Origin of the sequence: Pseudomonas sp. TMW 2.1634 (assembly GCF_001703595.1) — a bacterium.
In the GTDB taxonomy this organism is placed as follows: Bacteria; Pseudomonadota; Gammaproteobacteria; order Pseudomonadales; family Pseudomonadaceae; genus Aquipseudomonas; species Aquipseudomonas fragi.
In genome coordinates this window covers 3,116,473-3,135,776 of the sequence record NZ_CP016849.1, presented here as the reverse complement: position 1 = coordinate 3,135,776, position 19,304 = coordinate 3,116,473, and the positions used below count along the sequence as shown (strand labels likewise).

18 protein-coding genes are annotated in these 19,304 nt (G+C 60.9%); 5 read left to right on the top strand and 13 right to left on the bottom strand.

The window, feature by feature from the left end; translation table 11 throughout:
• Window positions 1-5: 5 nt before the first annotated feature.
• From BFC21_RS14960 to BFC21_RS14945, 4 genes are read right to left on the bottom strand one after another with little or no spacing between them, the layout of a single operon-like run.
• Complete coding sequence (locus tag BFC21_RS14960) at window positions 6-992, bottom strand: ABC transporter permease (protein WP_088378219.1); 987 nt, start codon at window positions 990-992, stop codon at window positions 6-8.
• Window positions 985-2,613 carry an ABC transporter substrate-binding protein gene (locus tag BFC21_RS14955; RefSeq protein WP_088378218.1) on the bottom strand — a complete coding sequence of 543 codons (1,629 nt, stop codon included), beginning with the start codon at window positions 2,611-2,613 and terminating at the stop codon, window positions 985-987. Before BFC21_RS14955 ends, BFC21_RS14960 begins: the two co-directional genes overlap by 8 nt.
• A 21-nt stretch (window positions 2,614-2,634) precedes the next feature.
• Window positions 2,635-3,774, bottom strand: coding sequence for an LLM class flavin-dependent oxidoreductase (locus BFC21_RS14950; RefSeq protein WP_088378217.1), 1,140 nt, complete (start codon window positions 3,772-3,774; stop codon window positions 2,635-2,637).
• A gap of 36 nt (window positions 3,775-3,810) precedes the next feature.
• Window positions 3,811-4,398: a helix-turn-helix domain-containing protein gene (locus BFC21_RS14945; protein WP_095005120.1), complete on the bottom strand. Its 588-nt coding sequence runs from the start codon at window positions 4,396-4,398 to the stop codon at window positions 3,811-3,813.
• A 281-nt stretch (window positions 4,399-4,679) separates the two neighbouring features.
• Between BFC21_RS14945 and BFC21_RS14940 the strand changes: the two genes are divergently transcribed.
• A complete protein-coding gene (locus tag BFC21_RS14940) occupies window positions 4,680-5,702 on the top strand; it encodes an aldo/keto reductase (protein WP_177342589.1) in 1,023 nt (340 codons plus the stop codon).
• Window positions 5,703-5,734: 32 nt separating this feature from the next.
• Here the strand turns inward: BFC21_RS14940 and BFC21_RS14935 are convergent, their stop codons facing one another.
• The 3 genes from BFC21_RS14935 to BFC21_RS14925 form a co-directional block, all read right to left on the bottom strand.
• Window positions 5,735-6,355, bottom strand: a complete 621-nt coding sequence (locus BFC21_RS14935; RefSeq protein ID WP_120266303.1) for a LysE family translocator — start codon at window positions 6,353-6,355, stop codon at window positions 5,735-5,737.
• Between the two features lie 1,334 nt (window positions 6,356-7,689).
• On the bottom strand, window positions 7,690-8,238 hold the full coding sequence (locus tag BFC21_RS14930; RefSeq protein WP_016783486.1) for a cupin domain-containing protein: 549 nt from the start codon (window positions 8,236-8,238) through the stop codon (window positions 7,690-7,692).
• Between the two features lie 215 nt (window positions 8,239-8,453).
• On the bottom strand, window positions 8,454-9,227 hold the full coding sequence (locus BFC21_RS14925) for a helix-turn-helix domain-containing protein (RefSeq protein ID WP_120266302.1): 774 nt from the start codon (window positions 9,225-9,227) through the stop codon (window positions 8,454-8,456).
• A 118-nt stretch (window positions 9,228-9,345) separates the two neighbouring features.
• Between BFC21_RS14925 and BFC21_RS14920 the strand changes: the two genes are divergently transcribed.
• The gene (locus BFC21_RS14920) at window positions 9,346-10,227 is read left to right on the top strand and encodes an EamA family transporter (RefSeq protein ID WP_120266301.1); all 882 of its coding nucleotides are present in this window, start codon (window positions 9,346-9,348) and stop codon (window positions 10,225-10,227) included.
• A 43-nt stretch (window positions 10,228-10,270) separates the two neighbouring features.
• Here the strand turns inward: BFC21_RS14920 and BFC21_RS14915 are convergent, their stop codons facing one another.
• Window positions 10,271-10,654, bottom strand: coding sequence for a VOC family protein (locus BFC21_RS14915; protein WP_088378214.1), 384 nt, complete (start codon window positions 10,652-10,654; stop codon window positions 10,271-10,273).
• A 482-nt stretch (window positions 10,655-11,136) separates the two neighbouring features.
• Between BFC21_RS14915 and BFC21_RS14910 the strand changes: the two genes are divergently transcribed.
• From BFC21_RS14910 to BFC21_RS14900, 3 genes are read left to right on the top strand one after another with little or no spacing between them, the layout of a single operon-like run.
• On the top strand, window positions 11,137-11,913 hold the full coding sequence (locus BFC21_RS14910) for a hypothetical protein (protein ID WP_088378213.1): 777 nt from the start codon (window positions 11,137-11,139) through the stop codon (window positions 11,911-11,913).
• On the top strand, window positions 11,910-13,559 hold the full coding sequence (locus tag BFC21_RS14905) for a hypothetical protein (RefSeq protein ID WP_088378212.1): 1,650 nt from the start codon (window positions 11,910-11,912) through the stop codon (window positions 13,557-13,559). The genes BFC21_RS14910 and BFC21_RS14905 overlap by 4 nt, the downstream gene beginning before the upstream one ends.
• A gap of 32 nt (window positions 13,560-13,591) precedes the next feature.
• Window positions 13,592-14,233, top strand: a complete 642-nt coding sequence (locus tag BFC21_RS14900; protein WP_157700494.1) for a glycine zipper domain-containing protein — start codon at window positions 13,592-13,594, stop codon at window positions 14,231-14,233.
• Between the two features lie 896 nt (window positions 14,234-15,129).
• Here BFC21_RS14900 and BFC21_RS14895 read toward each other — a convergent pair.
• The 5 genes from BFC21_RS14895 to BFC21_RS14875 all read right to left on the bottom strand — a co-directional run bounded on the left by BFC21_RS14895 (window position 15,130) and on the right by BFC21_RS14875 (window position 19,303).
• Entirely contained in the window at window positions 15,130-15,825 is a 696-nt protein-coding gene (locus tag BFC21_RS14895; protein WP_120266300.1) for a hypothetical protein, read from the bottom strand.
• A 58-nt stretch (window positions 15,826-15,883) separates the two neighbouring features.
• The gene (locus BFC21_RS14890; protein WP_120266299.1) at window positions 15,884-17,203 is read right to left on the bottom strand and encodes a site-specific integrase; all 1,320 of its coding nucleotides are present in this window, start codon (window positions 17,201-17,203) and stop codon (window positions 15,884-15,886) included.
• 122 nt (window positions 17,204-17,325) lie between these two features.
• A complete protein-coding gene (locus tag BFC21_RS14885; RefSeq protein WP_120266298.1) occupies window positions 17,326-17,616 on the bottom strand; it encodes a hypothetical protein in 291 nt (96 codons plus the stop codon).
• Entirely contained in the window at window positions 17,616-18,896 is a 1,281-nt protein-coding gene (locus tag BFC21_RS14880) for an AAA family ATPase (RefSeq protein WP_120266297.1), read from the bottom strand. Before BFC21_RS14880 ends, BFC21_RS14885 begins: the two co-directional genes overlap by 1 nt.
• Window positions 18,893-19,303 carry a virulence-associated protein E gene (locus tag BFC21_RS14875; RefSeq protein ID WP_120266296.1) on the bottom strand — a complete coding sequence of 137 codons (411 nt, stop codon included), beginning with the start codon at window positions 19,301-19,303 and terminating at the stop codon, window positions 18,893-18,895. Before BFC21_RS14875 ends, BFC21_RS14880 begins: the two co-directional genes overlap by 4 nt.
• Between the last annotated feature and the right edge of the window lies 1 nt (window position 19,304).

The window sequence follows — 19,304 nt, the reverse complement described above, 5'->3', positions numbered from 1 at the left end:
CCTTTTCAGTCGGCCTGGATACGCGGGTCAAGCCAGGCTTGCAGCAGGTCGACGGCGATGTTGATCACCACCACCAGCATCGAGGACAGCAGCAGGATGCCCAGCAGCAGGTTGTAATCCCGGGACATCACTGCCTCCAGCGTAAGCCGGCCCAGGCCGGGCCAGCCGAACAGGGTTTCAGTCACGGCAGCGCCGCCGAGCAGGGCGGCGAAATGCAGGCCGGCCAGGGTCGATACCGGCAGCAGGGCATTGCGCAGCACATGCCGCGACACCACCCGCCACGGCGCCAGGCCCTTGGCCCGGGCGGTGCGCACGTAATCCTGGCGCTGCACTTCGAGCATCGCGGCGCGGGTCAGGCGGGCGTACAGGGCGATATAGAACGTGGCCAGCGCCAGCACTGGCAGCACGGCATGTTGCAGGCGGTCGAGCAACCAGGCCGGGCCATGCAGGTCCAGGCCCAGGGTCTGGAAGCCATTGCTGGGCAACCAGCCCAGTTTTACCGAGAACAGCAGCACCGCCATCAGGCCGATCCAGAACCCCGGTGTGGAATACAGCAGCAACACCGCCAGTGATAGCACCCGGTCAGGCCAGCGCCCGACCCAGGTGGCCATGATCGTTCCGGCAGCGATGCCGATGGCCAGCGCCAGCCCCAGTGCGCCGACCATCAGCAGCAGAGTGTTGGGCAGGCGATCAAGCACCAGATGACTGACCGGCAGGTTGAAGCGCGGCGACATACCCAGGTCCAGATGCGCCAGTTGGCCAAGGTAGCGCTGCAACTGGTCCATCAGACTCAAGTCCAGACCGAAATGGCTGCGCCACTGCAGCAGGGTTTCGGCACTGGCGCCGCCAGACTCACCGGCCAGCACATCCACGGCGTCACCGGGGATCAGCCGCAGCAGCAAAAAATTCAGCACCAGGATGCCGACCACGGTGGGGATGGCCTGCCACAGGGTGCGCCGTGACAGGCGCCACATTCTGCGCCGTTCAAGCATGGGCGCCTCCGGTGTCAGCCAGGCTGATATTGGCCAGGCTGCTGTCCAGGCCATTGGCGTCGTCTTCGAAACCGCTGACCCGGGCGTTGTATACCGAGACCTGTTGCTGCATGACCAGGGTGATGGAGGGCACTTCTTCAATCACGATCTTCTGGAACGCCTTGAACAGCTCGCCGCGTTTTTGCTCGTCGGTCTCCACGGCGGCGCTTTCCAGCAGGCGATCGACTTCGGGGTTGTTGTAGTGAGTGCCATTGGAAAAGGGCACGCCCTTGCGATAATTCTTCGACCAGAACAGGCGCTGCACGCCCACTGTGGGGTCATACAGGGTGTCCATGCCGACCACGGCAAAATCAAAGTCACGGTCGGTGTAGATACGTTTGATATAGGTGGGGAAATCCTGGGCGCGCAGTTTTACTTCAATGCCAATGCGTGCCAGGGCGCTGCGCACATAGGTGGCGGTGCGGCTGTAGCTGTCACCATAGGGCAGCGGGTCGAGGGTCAGGCTGAAGCGCCAGTTGCCGTTCTTTACCAGCCCGGCTTTGTCCAGCAATGCATTGGCTGCGTCGGTATCGAAGGGGTACGGGTTGGGGCCCTCGTAGACGTAGTGGGCGAAACTTTTCGGGATCGGCGAGTAGCTGGTTTCGGCATAGCCGTAGTACACCACCTTGCGGATCACTTCGCGGTCCAGGGCATGGGCAATCGCTTGGCGCACTTCCAGGCGCGACAGCAGCGGATGGTCGAGGTTGAACTCGAGCATGGTCGGGGTGATGGTGTAGCGATAGCCGCGGGTGGTGGCCTTCAGTCGACCGGATTTGGTCAGGCGCTCCAGTTCGCTGAGCGGCACCGGGCTTTGCCCGCCAGCATCCAGCGTACCGTTCTCGAAGGCTGCCAGCCGTGCTGCGCCATCGGGAATGACTTTGAGGATCAGGGTGTCGACCACGGTGGCCGTCGGGTCCCAGTACTGCGGGTTGCGTTCGTATTCGATAAAGCTGCCGCGTTCCCAGCGCTTGAAGCGAAACGGCCCGGTGCCCACCGGGGCGTTGTTGTGCAGGTTGCTCAGCGGGTCGCCCGCAGCGTACAGATGTTTGGGCAGGATCGGTGTTTCGCCGCCGGCAAAGCCGCGAATCAGGTAGGGCGCCGGTTTGCTCAGGTAGACGATGGCGGTGTGGTCGTCGGGGGTGTCGACCCGTTCCAGGTTGGCAAAGGTGCTGGAGCCCCGGGGGTGAAAGCGTTTGATCAGGTCCAGGGAGAAGGCCACATCCGCCGAGGTGAACGGCTCGCCGTCATGCCACTTGACCCCTTCGCGCAAGGTGAAGCGATAGCTCAGACCATCGGGCGCGGCCTCCCAGGCGGTGGCCAGTGCGGGGCGGGCGTTGAGGGCTTCATCATAAGTGAGCAACCCCTCCAGCACCTTGCTGCTGGCGGTGACGCTGGTACCGGCGGTGGTGTTGAACGAACTCAGGGACGGCGGCTCGGGGTTGATCAGCAGGTTGAATACCCGCCGCCCGCTGACGGCTTCACCCGTTGCGTCGGCCAGGGCCGTAGGCAGGAACGGAATGCTGGCGCCGAGCGCGGACAGGGCAGACAGGCCAGCAACGAATTGACGACGGGTAAAGGGCATGGCGGTCATCCTGGGGGTGGGTTAGCGGCGCAGGCCGGCCTGGCGCAACAGGGGCAATACACGCTCGCCAAACTGTTCAAGATCGGGGGCAAAGTCGAAGAAGCTCAGTTGCAGGCCGTCGATACCGGCCTCCTTGAGACGGATGATGTCGCGCACCACGGTCTCGGGGCTGCCCACCAGCTGGATATTGCCGCCCACATAACGCTCGGCCGGCTGGTGGCCGCGCCAGGCATGGGCATCGCTGGCTTCACGGGCATGGCCCTCCAGCGCACCGGGGTCGCCTGCGGCGGTGATCGCGGCGTGGACTTCCCAGGCTTCGGCATCGCTGTCCCGGCAAATCACCAGCGGGTTGATCAGGGTGCGCACCTGGCGGCCATAGCCGTGGGCGGCGTGTTTGATCCGTTGCAAATGCTCGGGCAGTTTCTGCAGCGCGTTTTCGATCTCGGCACTGCCGGGGCTGGTGGTAAACACGATGTCGGAGTGGCGGGCGGCGAAGTCGATGCCTGCGGGTGAGCCGGTGGCGTTGACCAGCACCGGGCGGCCAAACGACGGTTTGACGCTGACATAGGCCTCTTCGAGCTTGTAATGATCGCCGCTGAAATCAAGGTTGTCCGGGCTGTGCCACAGTTCCTGCACCACACGGATAAATTCGTCGGCCTGGCGGTAGCGCTGGTCGTGCTCGATGGGCGCCTGGCCGAAGCGCCGGTGTTCGCGGTGACGATGCCCGGTCACCAGGTTCAGCCCCCAGCGGCCCTTGCTGATGTGATCCAGGGTGGCGCCGAACTTGGCCAGGTGCAGCGGGTGCCAGGGGCCGTAGAGCACATGCAGGGTGGAGATCAGCAAAATCCGCTCGGTCACCGACGCCAGCGCTGCCTGGGTGATAAATGCATCCAGCGACTCGTCGTGGTAACGGATATCGCCCCCATAGCCGCCCTTGCCCAACCATTCAGCGAGGGCAAACACCAGGTCGAAGCCCAGCGCTTCAGCGCGCAGGGTCAGCTGGCGGTTGTAGTCGAAGGTCCAGGTGGTGCTGCGTGGCAATGCCGAAGGGCTCCAGCCGCCGGACTGCACCGGCAGGAACAGGCCCAGAAACAACGGTTGCTCAAAGGCACGGGACAGCGGGCTTTCAGGAAAATCCAGAGGGGAGGGCTGACGTGACAAGGCGAAGGCTCCAGGCAGGGGATAGGGAAACGCGGGCTACTCCTGCACTTGCGCAGGGCTGGTCAGCAGATAGGCGACAGCTTCGCTGTTGTGCGGGTTGCGATAGCGGTGGGGCAGTTCGGCGCGAAACAGGATCGAGTCACCGGCGTGCAAGACAACCTGTTCGTCATTGATGTTCACCTCCAGGGTGCCCTCGGCAACCACCAGGTTAAGTTGCACACCGTGCGAGCTGCCGGGCACCTGCTCCTCGGCCTGTGGCCCCAGGCGCAGTTCGTTGAACGTCACCCCGCCAGCGGCGGGTTCAGCGGGCAGGGCGCGGCGGACAACAATGCCAGCGCCGTCGGGGTCGAGAAATTCGGCAATGGACACGCTCAGGGCTGTGGCGACTTTGCTCAACACCTTGACCGAGGGGAAGCTGCGGCCCGCTTCGATCTGCGCAATCATCGCCCGGCGCACACCGCTGGCATGGGCCAGGGCTTCGAGGGTCAACTGGCGTTTGTCGCGCAAGCGCTGCAGGTTGTGGCTGATACGTTGGGCGATGGGGTCGTCGCCCTGATGATCACGCTCGGGCAGGCTGAAGGGAACACTGCCGCTGCTGTCGAGAAAACCGGTAGGGATATTCATGGGCGTGAACCTGCAACGCAGGGGGTTGCAGATGAATAGTCAGGGCCATAGGGTCGACGGCTCATGATGATTCCTTTTCATGCGGTCCGAAAAGTCATGAGATTACCGAGGGTTTTTTAGATCCATAAATAATTAATTCCGACGTTTAAAGGCCTGTTTTGAATAAGCGAAAGCCTGACAAAACCGCTCTATGGTTATGCCCCGTTGGGCGTTGACCGCCAGAACAGGGCTGACTACTGTTTGCGCCACTTGATTTCACGATCACCACGCAGGGAGTCAGCATGAGCGACATTCAATACCGCAACCTGGGCCGCAACGGCGTGAAGGTTTCGCCCATTACCCTGGGCACCATGATGTTCGGCGGGCAGACCCCGGACGACGTGGCCCGGCGTATTACCGACCGTGCGTTCGAGCAGGGCATCAACTCCATCGATACTGCCAATGGCTACAACGGCGGTGCTTCGGAAGAAGTGGTGGGGCGTTTGATTGGTGATCGTCGTCAGCACTGGGTGCTGGCTACCAAGTTCGTCAATCCCAACCCGGGCGGCAGCGGGCCGAACAACAGCGGCGCCTCGCGCCAGAACGTGATTGCCTCGGTGGACGCCAGCCTCAAGCGCCTGAACACCGACTATATCGACCTGTTCTACCTGCACCGCGAAGACCACGACACCCCAGTGGATGAAACCCTGCGCGCGCTGGATGACGTGATCCGTGCGGGCAAGATCCGTGGCTACGGGCTGTCCAACCACCGTGGCTGGAAACTTGCCGAATTCAGCCGCAGCGCCGACCTGCTGGGCATCCAGCGTCCGAGCGTGAGCCAGCCGCTGTACAACCTGGCCAACCGTCAGATTGAAGTCGAGCACTTGCCGGCGGCGGAGCATTACGGGATTGGCGTGATCTCTTACAGCCCGCTGGCGCGCGGCGTGCTCACCGGCAAATATGACCCCAACCAGGCCCCAGGCCAGGACACCCGCGCCGGGCGCAACGACCCGCGCTTGCAGCAGACGGAATGGCGTCCCGAGTCCCTCAACCTGGCCCAGCGCATTCGTGACTATGCCCAGGGGCAAGGCATTACCGCAGGCCAGTTTGCGTTGGCCTGGGTGCTGAACAACCAACTGATCACCTCGGCGATTGCCGGGCCGCGCACCGAGCAGCAGTGGGAAGACTATGTACCGGCGTTGAACTACCGGTTCACCGCGCAGGACGAAGCCTTTATCAATGATCTGGTGGTCACGGGGCACTCATCGACGCCGGGCTATAACGACCCGAGTCATCCGTTTTTTGGGCGCCAGTCGCGGGTGTAAGTCCGGTTTCGTGGGTGCTTTTTTGCTCGCCATTAATTGAACAATATCCAGCCTGAATAAATCGCTCCGCCTACAGCCACCAGCAGCAGGGTGAAGCTGGAGGCCCGGGCGATTTTTCTTTGGTACTTGAGTGCAAAGGCGTGGCGCATCAAGAAGATATAGGCCGTCAAAATCGACAGATCGATCACGATCCAGACCAGGGCCAGAAGGGCGATACTGCCCTTGAAGGATGAGGTCACGTTGATGAACTGCGGGAAAAACGACACGAAAAACAGAATGTCCTTGGGGTTGGAAATACCCACCAGAAACCCGGTTATCAGTCCGCTGCTGCGGGTTTTGGCGGGGGCTGCCTGCGCCGGGGCTGCCGCGGATGAATGCATCAGGCCGTGCAGGGCGATATGGCCGATAAACACACAGCCCGCGAGGCTGATCCAGTTAAGCAGCGTGGCGCTGACCGCCAGGGTGCCGCTCAGTATCAACGCGGCCACCATCACCAGCACCAGAGATGCCCAGTTAGTGCCCAGCGCCGTCAGCAAGGCTCGTCTGGGCCCGGCCACCAGGCTGGTATTGACCACCAGGGCGACCACAGGGCCGGGCGTGATGATCAGCATAAAGACACTAAGCGCATAAACGAGCAGCAAGGACAGTTGCATGGAGGGATTAACTCATGGGTCGAGCATGTTTGTTTCGAGCATGGGCAGGCATGCCCGCCTTGATATGCGGGCATCTTGGCGGGGTGGTAGGTGATTTCAAAACGGATAAAGCTAGGGTCTGATATGAGTATTAATCATGAAATCCCACAAGGGCACCTGCAAGCGGCTTCGCAGTCCTGTGGGAGCGGGCTTGCTCGCGATGGTATCGCCCTGTTTTTCCTGACTGACCGCGTTGTTTGCATCGCAGGCAAGCCAGCTCCCACAAGGGCACCTGCAAGCGGCTTCGCAGTCCTGTGGGAGCGGGCTTGCTCGCGAGGGTATCGCCCTGTTTTTCCTGACTGACCGCGTTGTTCGCATCGCAGGCAAACCAGCTCCCACAAGGGCACCTGCAAGCGGCTTCGCAGTCCTGTGGGAGCGGGCTTGCTCGCGAAGATATCGCCCTGTTTTTCCTGACTGACCGCGTTGTTTGCATCGCAGGCAAGCCAGCTCCCACAAGGGCACCTGCAAGCGGCTTCGCCGTTCTGTGGGAGCGGGCTTGCTCGCGATGGTATCGCCCTGTTTTTCCTGACTGACCGCGTTGTTTGCATCGCAGGCAAGCCAGCTCCCACAAGGGCACCTGCAAGCGGCTTCGCAGTCCTGTGGGAGCGGGCTTGCTCGCGAGGGTATCGCCCTGTTTTTCCTGACTGACCGCGTCGTTTGCATCGCAGGCAAGCCAGCTCCCACAAGGGCACCTGCAAGCGGCTTCGCAGTCCTGTGGGAGCGGGCTTGCTCGCGAGGGTATCGCCCTGTTTTTCCTGACTGACCGCGTTGTTTGCATCGCAGGCAATCCAGCTCCCACAAGGGCACCTGCAAGCGGCTGTGCAGTCCTGTGGGAGCGGGCTTGCTCGCGAAGGTATCGCCCTGTTTTTCCTGACTGACCACGTTGACTGCATCGCAGGCAAGCCAGCTCCCACAAGGGCACCTGCAAGCGGCTTCGCAGTCCTGTGGGAGCGGGCTTGCTCGCGAGGGTATCGCCCTGTTTTTCCTGACTGACCGCGTTGTTCGCATCGCAGGCAAGCCAGCTCCCACAAGGGCACCTGCAAGCGGCTGCGCAGTCCTGTGGGCGCGGGCTTGCTCGCGAGGGTATCGCCCTGTTTTTCCTGAGTGACCGCGTTGTTTGCATCGCAGGCAAGCCAGCTCCCACAAGGGCACCTGCAAGCGGCTGCGCAGTCCTGTGGGAGCGGGCTTGCTCGCGAGGGTATCGCCCTGTTTTTTCTGAGTGACCGCGTCGTTCGCATCGCAGGCAAACCAGCCCCCCACAGGTTATGCAGTGATCACAAAACCTGCTGGGCGGATCAGAAATTGGCCGGTGTATTCGCGCTGATAATCTCGGCTTCATCCGCACCGATATTGCGAAAGCGATGGGGCTGGGTGGTAGGAAAGTAATAACCGTCCCCGGCATTCAAAATGCTGATCTGCCCGTCCACGGTCAGTTCAATCGTACCCCGGACCACCAGCCCGCACTCTTCACCTTCGGTATGCACGATAGGCTCTTCCCCCGAGCTGGCCCCCGGCGCGTATTGCTCGCGCAGCAAGCGCATCTGACGGCCCGGCACCGAGGCGCCGATCAGCAGCAACCGCAGGCCATCTCGCCCCAGATCCGGCTGTTCATTGGCGCGGAAGACGTATTGGTGTTCGCGGGGCGGCTGGTTGAACGTGAAGAAATCCGCCAGGGACATGGGGATGCCTTCCAGCAGTTTTTTGAGGGAACTGACTGAAGGGCTGACGCGATTCTGCTCGATAAGGGAGATGGTGGAATTGGTCACACCAGTACGCCGGGCCAGCTCGCGCTGGGACAGTTTATAGCTTTCGCGTATGAGTTTGAGTCGTGATCCCGTGTCCATGACAGCCTTGTATGAGTACTACTTAAGGTGATGGGGGGCATGCCGAAAAATCGTACCGTACCCCTGTTCCGCAATCGTGAAAGGCGGCTATTAAATCACGTTTGCGGGTGTTGCTCAGCAGGCTCGCAAACCGCTCTGTACTCGTGTGAAGGCAAGCGCTCTGGCCCGGCTTTTTTAGTCCGGGCGAGGGTGGGGATGGCCAGCTTTCAATTCAACTATTTTGGGAAATACCGGCTGGGCGCTTCGCCCAGTACCCGGCGAAAAGCACTGGTAAAAGCACTCGGGCTGCTGTAGCCCAGGTCCGTCGCCACCCGTGTGATGGCCTCGCCGTGCCCCAGGCGCACCACCGCAGCCAACAGGCAGGCTTGCTGGCGCCATTCGACGAAACTGATGCCGGTTTGCTGGCGAAACAGGCGGGTGAAGGTTCGACGACTCTTGCCAACCTGGCGGGCCATGTCATCAATCCCGATATCCAGTGACGGCTGCTCCAGCAGCGCGCGACAGGCACGCGCCAGCCTTGGCTCTGCCGGTAACGGCGCATTGAGCGAAAGGGCTGGCATGGCGGCTATTTCATGGAGCAGCAAATTCATCAGCAGCCCCTCTCTGCGGGTTTCGTCATAGAGCGCCGGAATATCCGTGGCCTGGATCAGCAACTGGTGCAGCAGGGGCGATATGCCGAACACCTGACACTGTGCAGGCAGGCCAAGCCGGTCAGAAGCGGGCCCGCGAATATAGGTGTTCAGCAGGGTGACCGGGCCGTTCATGCTCATCTCGTGGGGCACCCCTGCCGGTACCCAGATGGCCCGTTGCGGCGGTACCACCCAGTTGCCCTGGTCGGTATACACCGTGATCACACCGCAGGCGGCATAGGCAAACTGCCCGCGGTTATGCCTGTGCAGGGCAAAGTGCTGCCCGTCGGCATAGTCAATGGCCGTGACGACAGCGTCGCGGGGGATATTTTCGCAGGTGTCGGGATCAATTTTTCGCATGGCCCGAATTTAATGATCTATGACCTGATAGTGCAAGCGGGCCGATGCTGCACGTGTGCATAGTGGCACTTTGGTTGGTGCATGACGCCGCCCGCCTTGCCACTGGAAGTACAACCCTATGCAAAAGAAACATCTGATCCTTGCCGTGCTGGTGACGGCCGTTTGGGGGCTTAACTTTCCCGTCACCAAACTGGGGCTGGCAGCTATTGATCCGCTGTTGCTCACGGCATTGCGTTTTACCCTGGCGGCTTTGCCGTGGGTGTTTTTTGTCAAACGCCCGCCGATTGCCATCAAGTGGCTGGCCGCTTATGGCCTGATTTTTGGTGTGGCCATGTGGGCGCTGATCAACCTGGGTATCGAATGGGGCGTGCCGCCAGGAACCGCCGCGTTACTGATCCAGTTCAGCGCTTTTTTCACCATGGGCTGGGGGGTGTTGCTGTTTCGCGAGCGTCTGAGCTTCGGCCAGATCCTGGGGATGGGGCTGGCGCTGTTGGGGCTGATCAGCATTATTGCTGCCAGCCCCGGCCGGGGCACGACCTTGGGCTACGGCTTGTTGCTGATCAGTGCGATTAGCTGGAGTGTCGGCAACGTCATTATCAAACAGTCGAAAGTCCGGGAGATGTTCGCCTTTGTGGTGTGGGCCAGTTTGTTTGCGCCGCTGCCGCTGTTGGCGCTTACCTGGCTTGCCCACGGATCTGCGCCTTTTACCTCTTTAGTCAGCCGCTTTGAGTGGGTGGCGTTGTTTTCCCTGTTGTTCCAGGTCTACGCGGCGACGCACTTCTGTTATTGGGGCTGGAACCTGTTGCTGCGCGAGTACCCGGTGTCGAGGGTCGCGCCGCTGTCGTTGTTGATTCCGGTATTTGGCGTCGCGGGCTCAATGCTGATACTGGGGCACAGGGTGGGGGCCTCTGAAGGCGTTTCGATTGCGCTGATTCTTTCGTCGCTGGTGGTGGGGTTGCTCAAGTGGCCGCGGGGTTTGCGCCTGCTGCCTCGGCAGTAGGCCCGATCCTGTGCGTGGCAGTCTCGGGCCTGCCCAGGGTGACTCAGCTGGGGTGCAGTTCGGAAAGTTCGATCAAGTTAAAATCCGGGTCGCGCAGGTAAACCGAACGAATCTTGCCTGTTGCACCGGTCCGCAGCACCGGCCCTAGAATGATCGGCCAGTCCTCTGTTTGCAGGTGAGCAATAACCTGGTCCAGGCTTATGCTGGTAATAAAACACAGGTCGAGCGCCCCGGAGACGGGCAGGTGCGCCTTGGGTTCGAACTCATGCCCGCGAACATGAATGTTGATCTTCTGGTTGCCAAAATGAAGCGCCATCCGGCCTTCGCCAAACGCTTCGAAGTGCATGCCGAGGACGCGGATATAGAAGTCTTTGCAGGCTTGCAGATCAACGGTGGTGAGTACCAGGTGATCGAGATGGTGAATCATGGGTTTCCTCCAAAAAACGGCTGGTTCAAGGCTTACAGGCGTTGCGCGATTAAACGTAAAGCCGGGTGTTGACGACAATGCTGTTCACTTAAGAACAACGTAGTTCAAGTGTGGGAGCGGGCTTGCTCCCACAGAGGTAGAAATAGCTTAAGTGAACAACATTGGGGTGTTGATGAGGGGTTAAGCCCCGGTTTCCTGGCTCACCACGCACAAACGCTTCGATACTCGGGGAGGGGGCCATGCTCAGGACTCGTCTGGACCAAAACGCGTTTAATGATGATGAACCATCGCTTTTAGTGATGTTTTTTTAGCCATGTTCCCGCTTGAGCCTTCGCGGTCGGGGTGCAACAGGCTGCCAGTGAGCAAGTTGTGCACGGTTCGTGAGGCAACGGGGTTATGGTGAATTAATGGCTTTGTGCTAGCATCGCCGCGCGTAGCCGGACTCTCGGCTCGCCCAGGAATCCGGTTAAGGAAGACACACGTTGAAACCCATCAAAGCGCTGCGAGCACAGGCCCATCGGCTTGCTCGCGGTTTGATGCTTGTCCTGCTGTGCAGCGCGTTCGGGGTGCAGGCTGACCAGGTGATCGGTCGCTTCAACTCGGTGGCGGGGCCTTTCAGTCACATGGAAACCCCGGCAGGCAAAGCCTACTTGAACCTGCATGAGCGCAAGGTGCAGGTGCAACTGCCCGACGACTGGCGTGAAAGCACCGTTGAAACCACGATGGAGCTGGACGGCGACACGGCGGTGGTCATGAGCTACAGCACTGCCCAGTGCGAGTCGCAGACTGCTCTGGTGGTGATCTCCGGGAACACCGCCTGGGGCCCTTACCGACTGGGGGGCTGTGGCGACGTACTGGCTTTCCAGCGCAGTGAAGACGGCAAGAGTTTCGTCGCCATGCAAATGAAAGGTCGAAGCTCTGAAGCCTGGACCTATTCCTCCAAGGACAAGAATTTCCGTGGGCCGATGAAAGTCGACCTGCCGGGGTTGCTGCATGCCCTGTCCAAGGCCCGGCCGGCGGTTGCCGATACACCGGCGGCCAAACCGGCCCCGCCGCGCACCGTGCCTTCTGCACCGCCACCGACCAATCCGCTGGCGAGCGAGCCAGCCCAGGCACCCAAGTCTGGTGCCAAGGCGTCGATCCCTTCTGCGCTGCCGCAGCCGGTCGCCAATGCGGTCGTCGAACATGCCCAGGCCACTACGCCGCCCAGGCGCCGAGTGGAGATCAACCTGATCTCCAGGGTGGAGACCCGGTCGTGACCAGCCTGACACCGTTCCAGCGATTGGCTTCCCGTGCGCAGCGCCACACGCCGGTCAGGGCGTTGATGCACTGGCTGCGCCAGGACAAACAGCCCCTGCCACGGCGCCAGGAGTGGCTGCTGGCCCTGGTGATGCTGACCCTGACACTGCTGTACCTGATGGTTGAAATGGGATTCAACGCCCGCTTGCTCGACGTGGTCGGTGGCCTGGCCAGCCACCACCAGGTGGAGTCCATCGAATTCTACGGGCGCTTGATCGCCGGTACGGCGGTGGCCCTGCTGGGGTTGGGCATGGTGCTGAAGAAGAGTTTGCGCCTGGGCTGGAGCCGTCTGCGCACGACAATCTGGGCGGCCCTGGTGATCGTCGGTTGCATCGGTACCACCTACTTTGCGCAATTGGCGCTGGTCAATCACCTGGTGGATCGCTCGACGCCCGATGAGCGGGCGCGCGCGGCCCTGGGTGTGCCGATGACCTACTTGATGATGCACCACGACTTCAAACTGACCGGCCTGAACCTCACACCCGAGGATCTGCAGCGCCCCGAAGGCAAGACCTTGCTGGCGACGTTTCCGATCATGCTGCTGTCGGCAGATCACCTGACCGAGAGCATCAAGCAGCAGGCGCAGCCGTTCTTCGAGTTGTTCGCCGAAACCGTGCGCGGCGATGCCGACGTCAGCTATCGCCACTACCAGGATTCCCTCGCCGAACTGAATGAAAGCTATCGCCAGTACCAGCAAGGCAGCAGTCGTTACCTGGAGGCGATCAGCGCGGCCTCCATTGCCCGGCACCAGCAACAGGCCTGGAGCGACTATGTGCAGACCCTCAAGCAACGCAATCGCCGCCTGACCCCCAACAACGTGCCCCGGCGCCATGCCCACACGGTACGCCAATCGCTGCGCGAGAAGGGCATCAACGTGGCCGACGACTGGCGGCCCAATGACCGCGCCGGTTTCAATCAGGCCGTGGCCCGGCGTGTGCAACTGCAGGCCCGCAGTACCTATGCCGCCGGCCTGGTCTCGGTCGACCGATGGATCGACCCGGGCTTGCCGCGCCCACAGTTCTTTGCGCAATTGCCGATCCAGAACAAGTGGCGCGACGCCTTGCACTTGCCGTACTTGATCACCTTGCAACCCGACCTGTCGCCCGGCGGTTTCGAGCAAACCGTGTACCGGCCGACCATCAGCTACGATGCCAAACAATTGATCGAAGACCGCTTGGTCGACCCGCAGAACTACCGCGACAGAGGCGAAAAGGCGCAGATCGGTCGTGACAGCTACCGGGCGCTGATTGTGCCGATGATCGCCCTGTTGTTTTCCCTGCTCGGTGCCTTCACCCACATCTTCAAGTGCCTGGGTTTTTTCACCCGCACGCTGTGCTATGTCCCGCCGAGGCTTTATATGCTCGCCTTCGCGGGCTATGCGCTGGTGGTGTTGACGGTGCCGATGTACTGGACCAACAAAGTGACCGAGCAGCCGCTGTTTCTCGACCTCAAACAGCAGAACGGCTCTGCGCTTGGGCCGATGGGCTGGATCATTGCCCATAGCGTGCAGTGGACGGCGCAGGTCCAGCCGGTGTTTTACCCGCTTAACGAACGGGTGCGCCAGCAACTGCTCGGGGGCCTGACCTACGGTTATCAGCCCCAATGAATGTTTATCTTCAATCCCGAAAGGAGTCGCCCTTGTCGCGCGCACGTGCTGTATCGACCGTATTGCTTGCCTGCACCGGTTTGTTGTTGAGTGGATGCCAGAACTCGCCCTTGGGCAGCACGGCGGTTGGCGGCGTGCTCGGTTGCATTGGCGGTGCGGCGATTGCGGCGGGGACCGGCGGCCACCCGGGCACGGGTTGCGCCATTGGCGCGGCCCTGGGAGCGCCGACGGGCTACTACGTGGGCCGTCAGAAAGACCTGGAAAGCGCCCGTCAGGCCAAAGCCGCCATCGAGCGCCAGTCGGGTGACGTCGCGGTGGTCCAACTGAAGACCCGCCAGGAAGCGGTGCCGGCAGACAAGCGCAATGACGTGGGCGCAGCGAGTGTTGAAAGCGTGGACTCGATGCAAGTCAACGTGCCGCAGACCCTGGTGAAAAAGCGAGACCAGCGCCTCAAACAGCCGCTGTCACAAGTGGGCAACTACGTGTCCAGCGCCAGCAGCAAGGCCAACATTGTCGTCACCACCCGCAGCAAGAGCGACTTCAACTACATCGTCACCAACATCAAGAAGGGTTATACCGGCAAGGTCTCGCCAGACAAGGTGACCTACGAATACCGCGAATTGACGCGTGGCACCCAATCGGCGATCCAGGTGATGCCAAGCGCCCAGGCGTAAGGTTTCAGACAAAGGGTGGCAAGGACGCATCGCCAGAAACAAGAAAGCCCGCACGGGGCGCAATGTTGTTCACTTAAGAGCCACGCAGTTCAAGTGTGGGAGCGGGCTTGCTCGCGATGGTCTTCAGAGCATCGCATTTACTCAGTAAATACGCGTCTTCGTTCACGACCATCGCGAGCATGCCCGCTCCCACAGAGGCAGAAATCGCTTAAGTGAACAACATTGCGCACGGGGCGGGCTTCTTGGGTGTTTCGCAGACTGTCTGGGATGGGGCTGGAGAGCTGTTTGGTGCCGGGGACGTTTGAACCGACCTTTAATGACCCCGTAATCATTGGGCTTTTCTTGGTTGTGTGACTCAAGGCATACACATAGGCATACACGCTGCGAGTTGCTGTGCCGTGTCAGGCAAGAAAAATGACCAGTGGTGAGTATTTGTGAGGCCGTAACCTTAATCACTGCACCTGATCGTTACGCGTAACGCTGGCGGTTGGAATCCTCGAAGAGCATCTGAACCGCCGTCCATATTTTTTCGCCGTCCCTGCGCATTTTGTTACCTGTGCTGTTACCCAGCTTGTTACCCAGTGCAAGCAAAAAGGTCTGAATTGGGTAACTGCTCGGGTAACAGAAATGACGCGGCATCAAGAAGGTGGCGCCGCCCGGAGAGTAAGGCGGGCCGGAGCATTGCGCTATTTTTGGTGCTCTGCTGGAACCGGCGATTAGAGCCCGGATTTTTTTGTTACCCAATTTTCAAAACTTATAGCTAGGGTTGCAGCGCGGCGCGCAATGCCCACGTTGCATAAAGGCCCAGGAGGGACCCAAGCAAGGGGGGGGCACTCGTATTGGCAGCGCCGACCGAAGCCATCGCTAGGACCGGCGCTGCACGAGTGTCGCCCCGTTTACGCTAGGGTGGTCCTCAGCCCAGCCTCCCTCAGCTCATCGGCGAGCGCCTTAGTCTCGATATTGCCCAGGGTGCCATCACGCAGCCACGGCACCGGCGCGTCGAGTATCTCAATGCCGGACGTGCTACGTCGGACCTTGTAGCTGTTCGGAATGGCAAAGTCCGCGATACGGATGCGCTTGATCATTCCGCTCGCCAGGTACTCGCCAGCACCAAGCGCATGCAGCGCACGGTCAGCCGCGAGCGCATCGGCCAGTGGCGCGCCGATATCGACCAGTACCTGGATGTAGCGGTTGATCGCATCGTGGCGCAGTTCCTTTAGCCACTCGACAGTCAGAGCGTGTCGCTCTTGCGTGAGCTGTTTGACCTCCGCCACGACGCCACCCCGCTTCTCGATGAGCAGGCCAATGGCGATGGTGGCCGCCTGGCCGTCCTCGATAGCTTGCCGACTGGCGCGCTCCAGCTCTTGCTCGCGAGTGTTCAGGTCAGCGACATCCGCCGTGGTGTTGCTCACGAATGCCATGGCCTTGCGCTCTGCACGCTCGCGGCTCAACTCGCCCAGTTGGGTTGCGATGGTGGCGGCTACCTGTGAGGCGGCCTCGGCACGCTGAATGTCGCTGTTGATCTGCTCGATACGGGCAGCGCCTTCGGAAATGGCTTTACTAAGCTCGCTGATCTTCTCGGGTACTTTCATGGTTTGACCTCCTGGGTCGGTTTTTGGTGTGCAATTTGTGCAGTGGTGTGGTCGTTGGTTATTCGTCATTTGCCCGGTCTTCGCCGATTAACCTCCTCCCTTGGGATGGATGGGTGGAATCGCTGGAGGCCAAGCCGTTGGCGGCCTGCATGGGTGGTTCCTCTCCCACGTGTCCCGGATATGTCTCGCCGTGCAAGGCCATGAAGCCGTGCCCATCAAGGTGCTGATGCCAGGTCTCCAAGGCTTTACGTTTCATGCCCTCGGCGGTGGTGTGGATGTAGGTCGCATCGAGGTCTTTCATGGCATGGTTCAACAACATTTCACCCACCATGTAATCGACGCCCAGATCAGCCCAGGCGGTGCGGGCCACCTTGCGCAGGTCGTGGCTCGACCATTCGCCCTTGGTCATCCCCTTGAACAAGGTGCTGGCCGTGGAGGCGCTAATGGCCCCACCAGCGCGCCCAGGGAATAGGAACGGCCCCTGATACCCACTGGCCTGTTGAGTGGCCCGGTAACGCTCGATCAGCACACAGGCTTGCTCAGTCAGCGGCAGCGTGTGTTCGGTTTTGGTCTTGGTGTCCGGTGCCGGGATGAACCATTGGCGTGTGGTCAGGTTGAGGTTCTTCCAGCGGGCCTGCCGGGTTTCGCCCAGGCGAGTGCCGTGACAGAGCATCATCAGCGCCAGCATCGATTCCAGCGGCGCACGCTCGATCCGTTCGGCCAGGTCGTGCAGCAGCGCTGGCAGGTCATCACCACGCAACCGGGCAGGCTTGGGCTTGATCCGGGTTTGCACAAAGTCGGTGTACTTGAGGTCAGCCACGGGGTTGATACCCAGCAGTGCCAGGCGAGTGGCTTGCCGGAACGCCACCGCCAGCACGCCGTAGACCGAACGCACGAACGACAGCGCGAAACGCTCCTGCATCGGCCACATCAGCAGGCGGTCAAGGCTGGCCCGGTCGAGGCTGGCCAGCTCCAGCGCTTGTAGCCGTGGCACCAGGTGGCAACGTAACGCGGACTGGGCGCTGGCCTTGCGCTTGGCGGACAAGCCACGGTCACGGCTCATGCGGTCGGCGTACCAGGTCAGCACATCACCCACCGTGGTCCAACTGGTGGTGGTCGAGGTGGCGTCCGGGTCAATAGAGCGTCGGGCGAGGATGGCAGGCAAAGTGGTCTGCATCAGCTTGGCATTGATGCCGGGATAGTTTCCGGCCTTGCCCCACTTGCCGCGCACCACGACGTGCCAGGCGCCCTTGGTGCGGTCGATGGTTGAATAGCGGAAACGCAACTCGGGATAGCGGTGATCGCGCAACTGGCGCACAGGGCCAGCGGCGTGCTTGCGTATCTCTGTATCGGTGATGTTGACGTGCAGCGTGTTCATGATTCCAGTCTCTGAGGTGCGTCCGCCATTGGCGGGAGTTAATGCGCTCAAATCTGAGCCCATCTCTGCTAACGATCCGGTAACGGTGCGAGCGTTAGTGGTCTTCCACCAATGGTGGGAACCTAGGCAAGGTCAGCGTCCGGCCAGCGCCACAGGACTGCATTCAGGGCTTCCGCTCGAGTCATGGGCTCCCCAATCATCGTGCAGAGCGGTTTGGCGTCTCGCATGACCTGCCAATGACAGCGGCGTTCGATACCGTCATTCGAGGCAAGCTCTGCGATCAGCTCCAGCCGGTGGTTTTTGATGTAGATGCGTACACGGTCGTTGAGCTTGCTTGCGGGTGAAACCCGGACACGCTTTCCGCTCAATTTCGCCGCAAACCCGAGATTTAGCAGGTAGGCGAGGGCGGCCATCAGACCTCCTCCGAATCGTCATCGGTGAAGTTCTGCGGAGGTGCCTGACTGATTAAGTTGTTCCAGTCGTGCCCTTTTTCTCCAGTCGGGCCCATGTCCAAGGGTGGGCACAACTGGCCGTCAGAGGGCTCGACTGGAGGGAATGCCACGAACTGACCTTTCGCTTGAGGGAGCGACCAGCTCACAACTGTTTCGCCGCCAAAGCCGGATCGGGCTGTCACTACTGAGAGTCGCTCGCGGGCATTGCGGATCTGCTTTTGCGTGTAGCCGTTGCCGGTCATCAGCCCTTTGGCCTCTTTCCCGGTCAGAGGCCCCGCGCTCAGGATTCGCCGGAGTGCTTCGGCTGGATCATCAGCATCGTACAGGCGATCTTCGTCGACCGACTCAACGTCACCCAGAATGTCCCGCGCCGATCCCTGTATCAGATCGCCCCACGCAACGTGCGTCGTTTCAATGCCGACGTCGATGGTGCAGGGTTCGATGGTGTAGGAGACGCCACCTTCGTCGGTGCCGATGTTGGACTTGGCCCGCGCCAACACTCGTGCATCAGAATCTTGCTCTTTGGCCGCCACCAGCACTGTTCGGGCCAGCGCTGAGAAGGCTTGCGAGCCGATAACCCGATCAGCCGGCGACGATCCAGCGCCACCCTTGGCAAAGTGGCTGATACCAACCACGGCGCAGAGATTGGCCTCGGCGAAGTCCACCACGCCTTGCAAGCCGCGGCGAACGTCATTGGCCTTGTGCATATCCCCTTTCACAGCGCTGACCACCGGATCAAGCATCAGCAATGACACACCGCCCAGCTCGCGTACCTTGTCGCGTAGCAAGCCGATATCGTTCGATGGATCGAAGGGGTCAGCTTCACCCTGAGCGTTGATGCGCCCTTGGATGATGTGCACCCGGTTCAGGTCGGCGCCAGCCGCTATCAGGCGCGGCACCAGCGTGTCTGCTGGGTCGTCTTCGCTCGACCAAATCAGGACATTGCCGCGCTCTGGGCAAAGCTCACCGTCTGGCCAGCGTCCGCCGGTGGTGATGGTCGCGATCAAGCTAATCAGCAGGGTGGTTTTCCCGGTACCGCCAGCACCCGCGAGGATGTGCAACTTGCCCTTGGCCAACCAGCCAGGCCACAGCCAGCGAATGGCCACCGGCTTGATATTGGCGGCGCTGACCGCGTTTACCTTCCAGACGGCGGGGACTGTTGGCAATACTTTGAGGTTGGCCCCCTGGATCGGCTTGATCGGCTCCTCCCATTGCTCGGCAAATCTATCCTTATTGTTCATTTGACCCCCAGGCGCTGTTTGGCAAGGTTGAAACGTTGCAGATCGTCGCCGGACAACTTTCCGTTATCGAGCATCGACTTCCCGATCAGGTAAACAGCGCGCTCATGTTCAATCGCCCGCTTACTTGGCCCGCGACGTGGCTGCTTTTCACCAGGAAATAAATCGCGCAACTCCAGTCCGATAGCCGAAACAATGTCCTGAGCCGTACAGCCCGCCCAGCACTTGAGCAACACAGTACCGTCCGATGTTTCAGTTATTGCCAGACTTGGGGACTTGTCGTTATGCGCAGGGCAGCACGCTTTCCACTTGTTAGTGCCAGCAGTTTTAACTTTGTCGAGGCAACTAAGCACTTTATCCAGCGCAGCCGATCCCGATAGCGCAACTTGGCGCTGATTTGAAAGTTTCATG

Excerpts from the sequence above, each read along its gene's own strand:
- BFC21_RS14960 (WP_088378219.1), bottom strand. The coding sequence starts at position 992 with ATGCTTGAACGGCGCAGAATGTGGCGCCTGTCACGGCGCACCCTGTGG.
- BFC21_RS14955 (WP_088378218.1), bottom strand. The coding sequence starts at position 2,613 with ATGCCCTTTACCCGTCGTCAATTCGTTGCTGGCCTGTCTGCCCTGTCC.
- BFC21_RS14945 (WP_095005120.1), bottom strand. The coding sequence starts at position 4,398 with ATGAATATCCCTACCGGTTTTCTCGACAGCAGCGGCAGTGTTCCCTTC.
- BFC21_RS14940 (WP_177342589.1), top strand. The coding sequence starts at position 4,680 with ATGAGCGACATTCAATACCGCAACCTGGGCCGCAACGGCGTGAAGGTT.
- BFC21_RS14935 (WP_120266303.1), bottom strand. The coding sequence starts at position 6,355 with ATGCAACTGTCCTTGCTGCTCGTTTATGCGCTTAGTGTCTTTATGCTG.
- BFC21_RS14930 (WP_016783486.1), bottom strand. The coding sequence starts at position 8,238 with ATGGACACGGGATCACGACTCAAACTCATACGCGAAAGCTATAAACTG.
- BFC21_RS14925 (WP_120266302.1), bottom strand. The coding sequence starts at position 9,227 with ATGCGAAAAATTGATCCCGACACCTGCGAAAATATCCCCCGCGACGCT.
- BFC21_RS14920 (WP_120266301.1), top strand. The coding sequence starts at position 9,346 with ATGCAAAAGAAACATCTGATCCTTGCCGTGCTGGTGACGGCCGTTTGG.
- BFC21_RS14915 (WP_088378214.1), bottom strand. The coding sequence starts at position 10,654 with ATGATTCACCATCTCGATCACCTGGTACTCACCACCGTTGATCTGCAA.
- BFC21_RS14895 (WP_120266300.1), bottom strand. The coding sequence starts at position 15,825 with ATGAAAGTACCCGAGAAGATCAGCGAGCTTAGTAAAGCCATTTCCGAA.
- BFC21_RS14890 (WP_120266299.1), bottom strand. The coding sequence starts at position 17,203 with ATGAACACGCTGCACGTCAACATCACCGATACAGAGATACGCAAGCAC.
- BFC21_RS14885 (WP_120266298.1), bottom strand. The coding sequence starts at position 17,616 with ATGGCCGCCCTCGCCTACCTGCTAAATCTCGGGTTTGCGGCGAAATTG.
- BFC21_RS14880 (WP_120266297.1), bottom strand. The coding sequence starts at position 18,896 with ATGAACAATAAGGATAGATTTGCCGAGCAATGGGAGGAGCCGATCAAG.
- BFC21_RS14875 (WP_120266296.1), bottom strand. The coding sequence starts at position 19,303 with ATGAAACTTTCAAATCAGCGCCAAGTTGCGCTATCGGGATCGGCTGCG.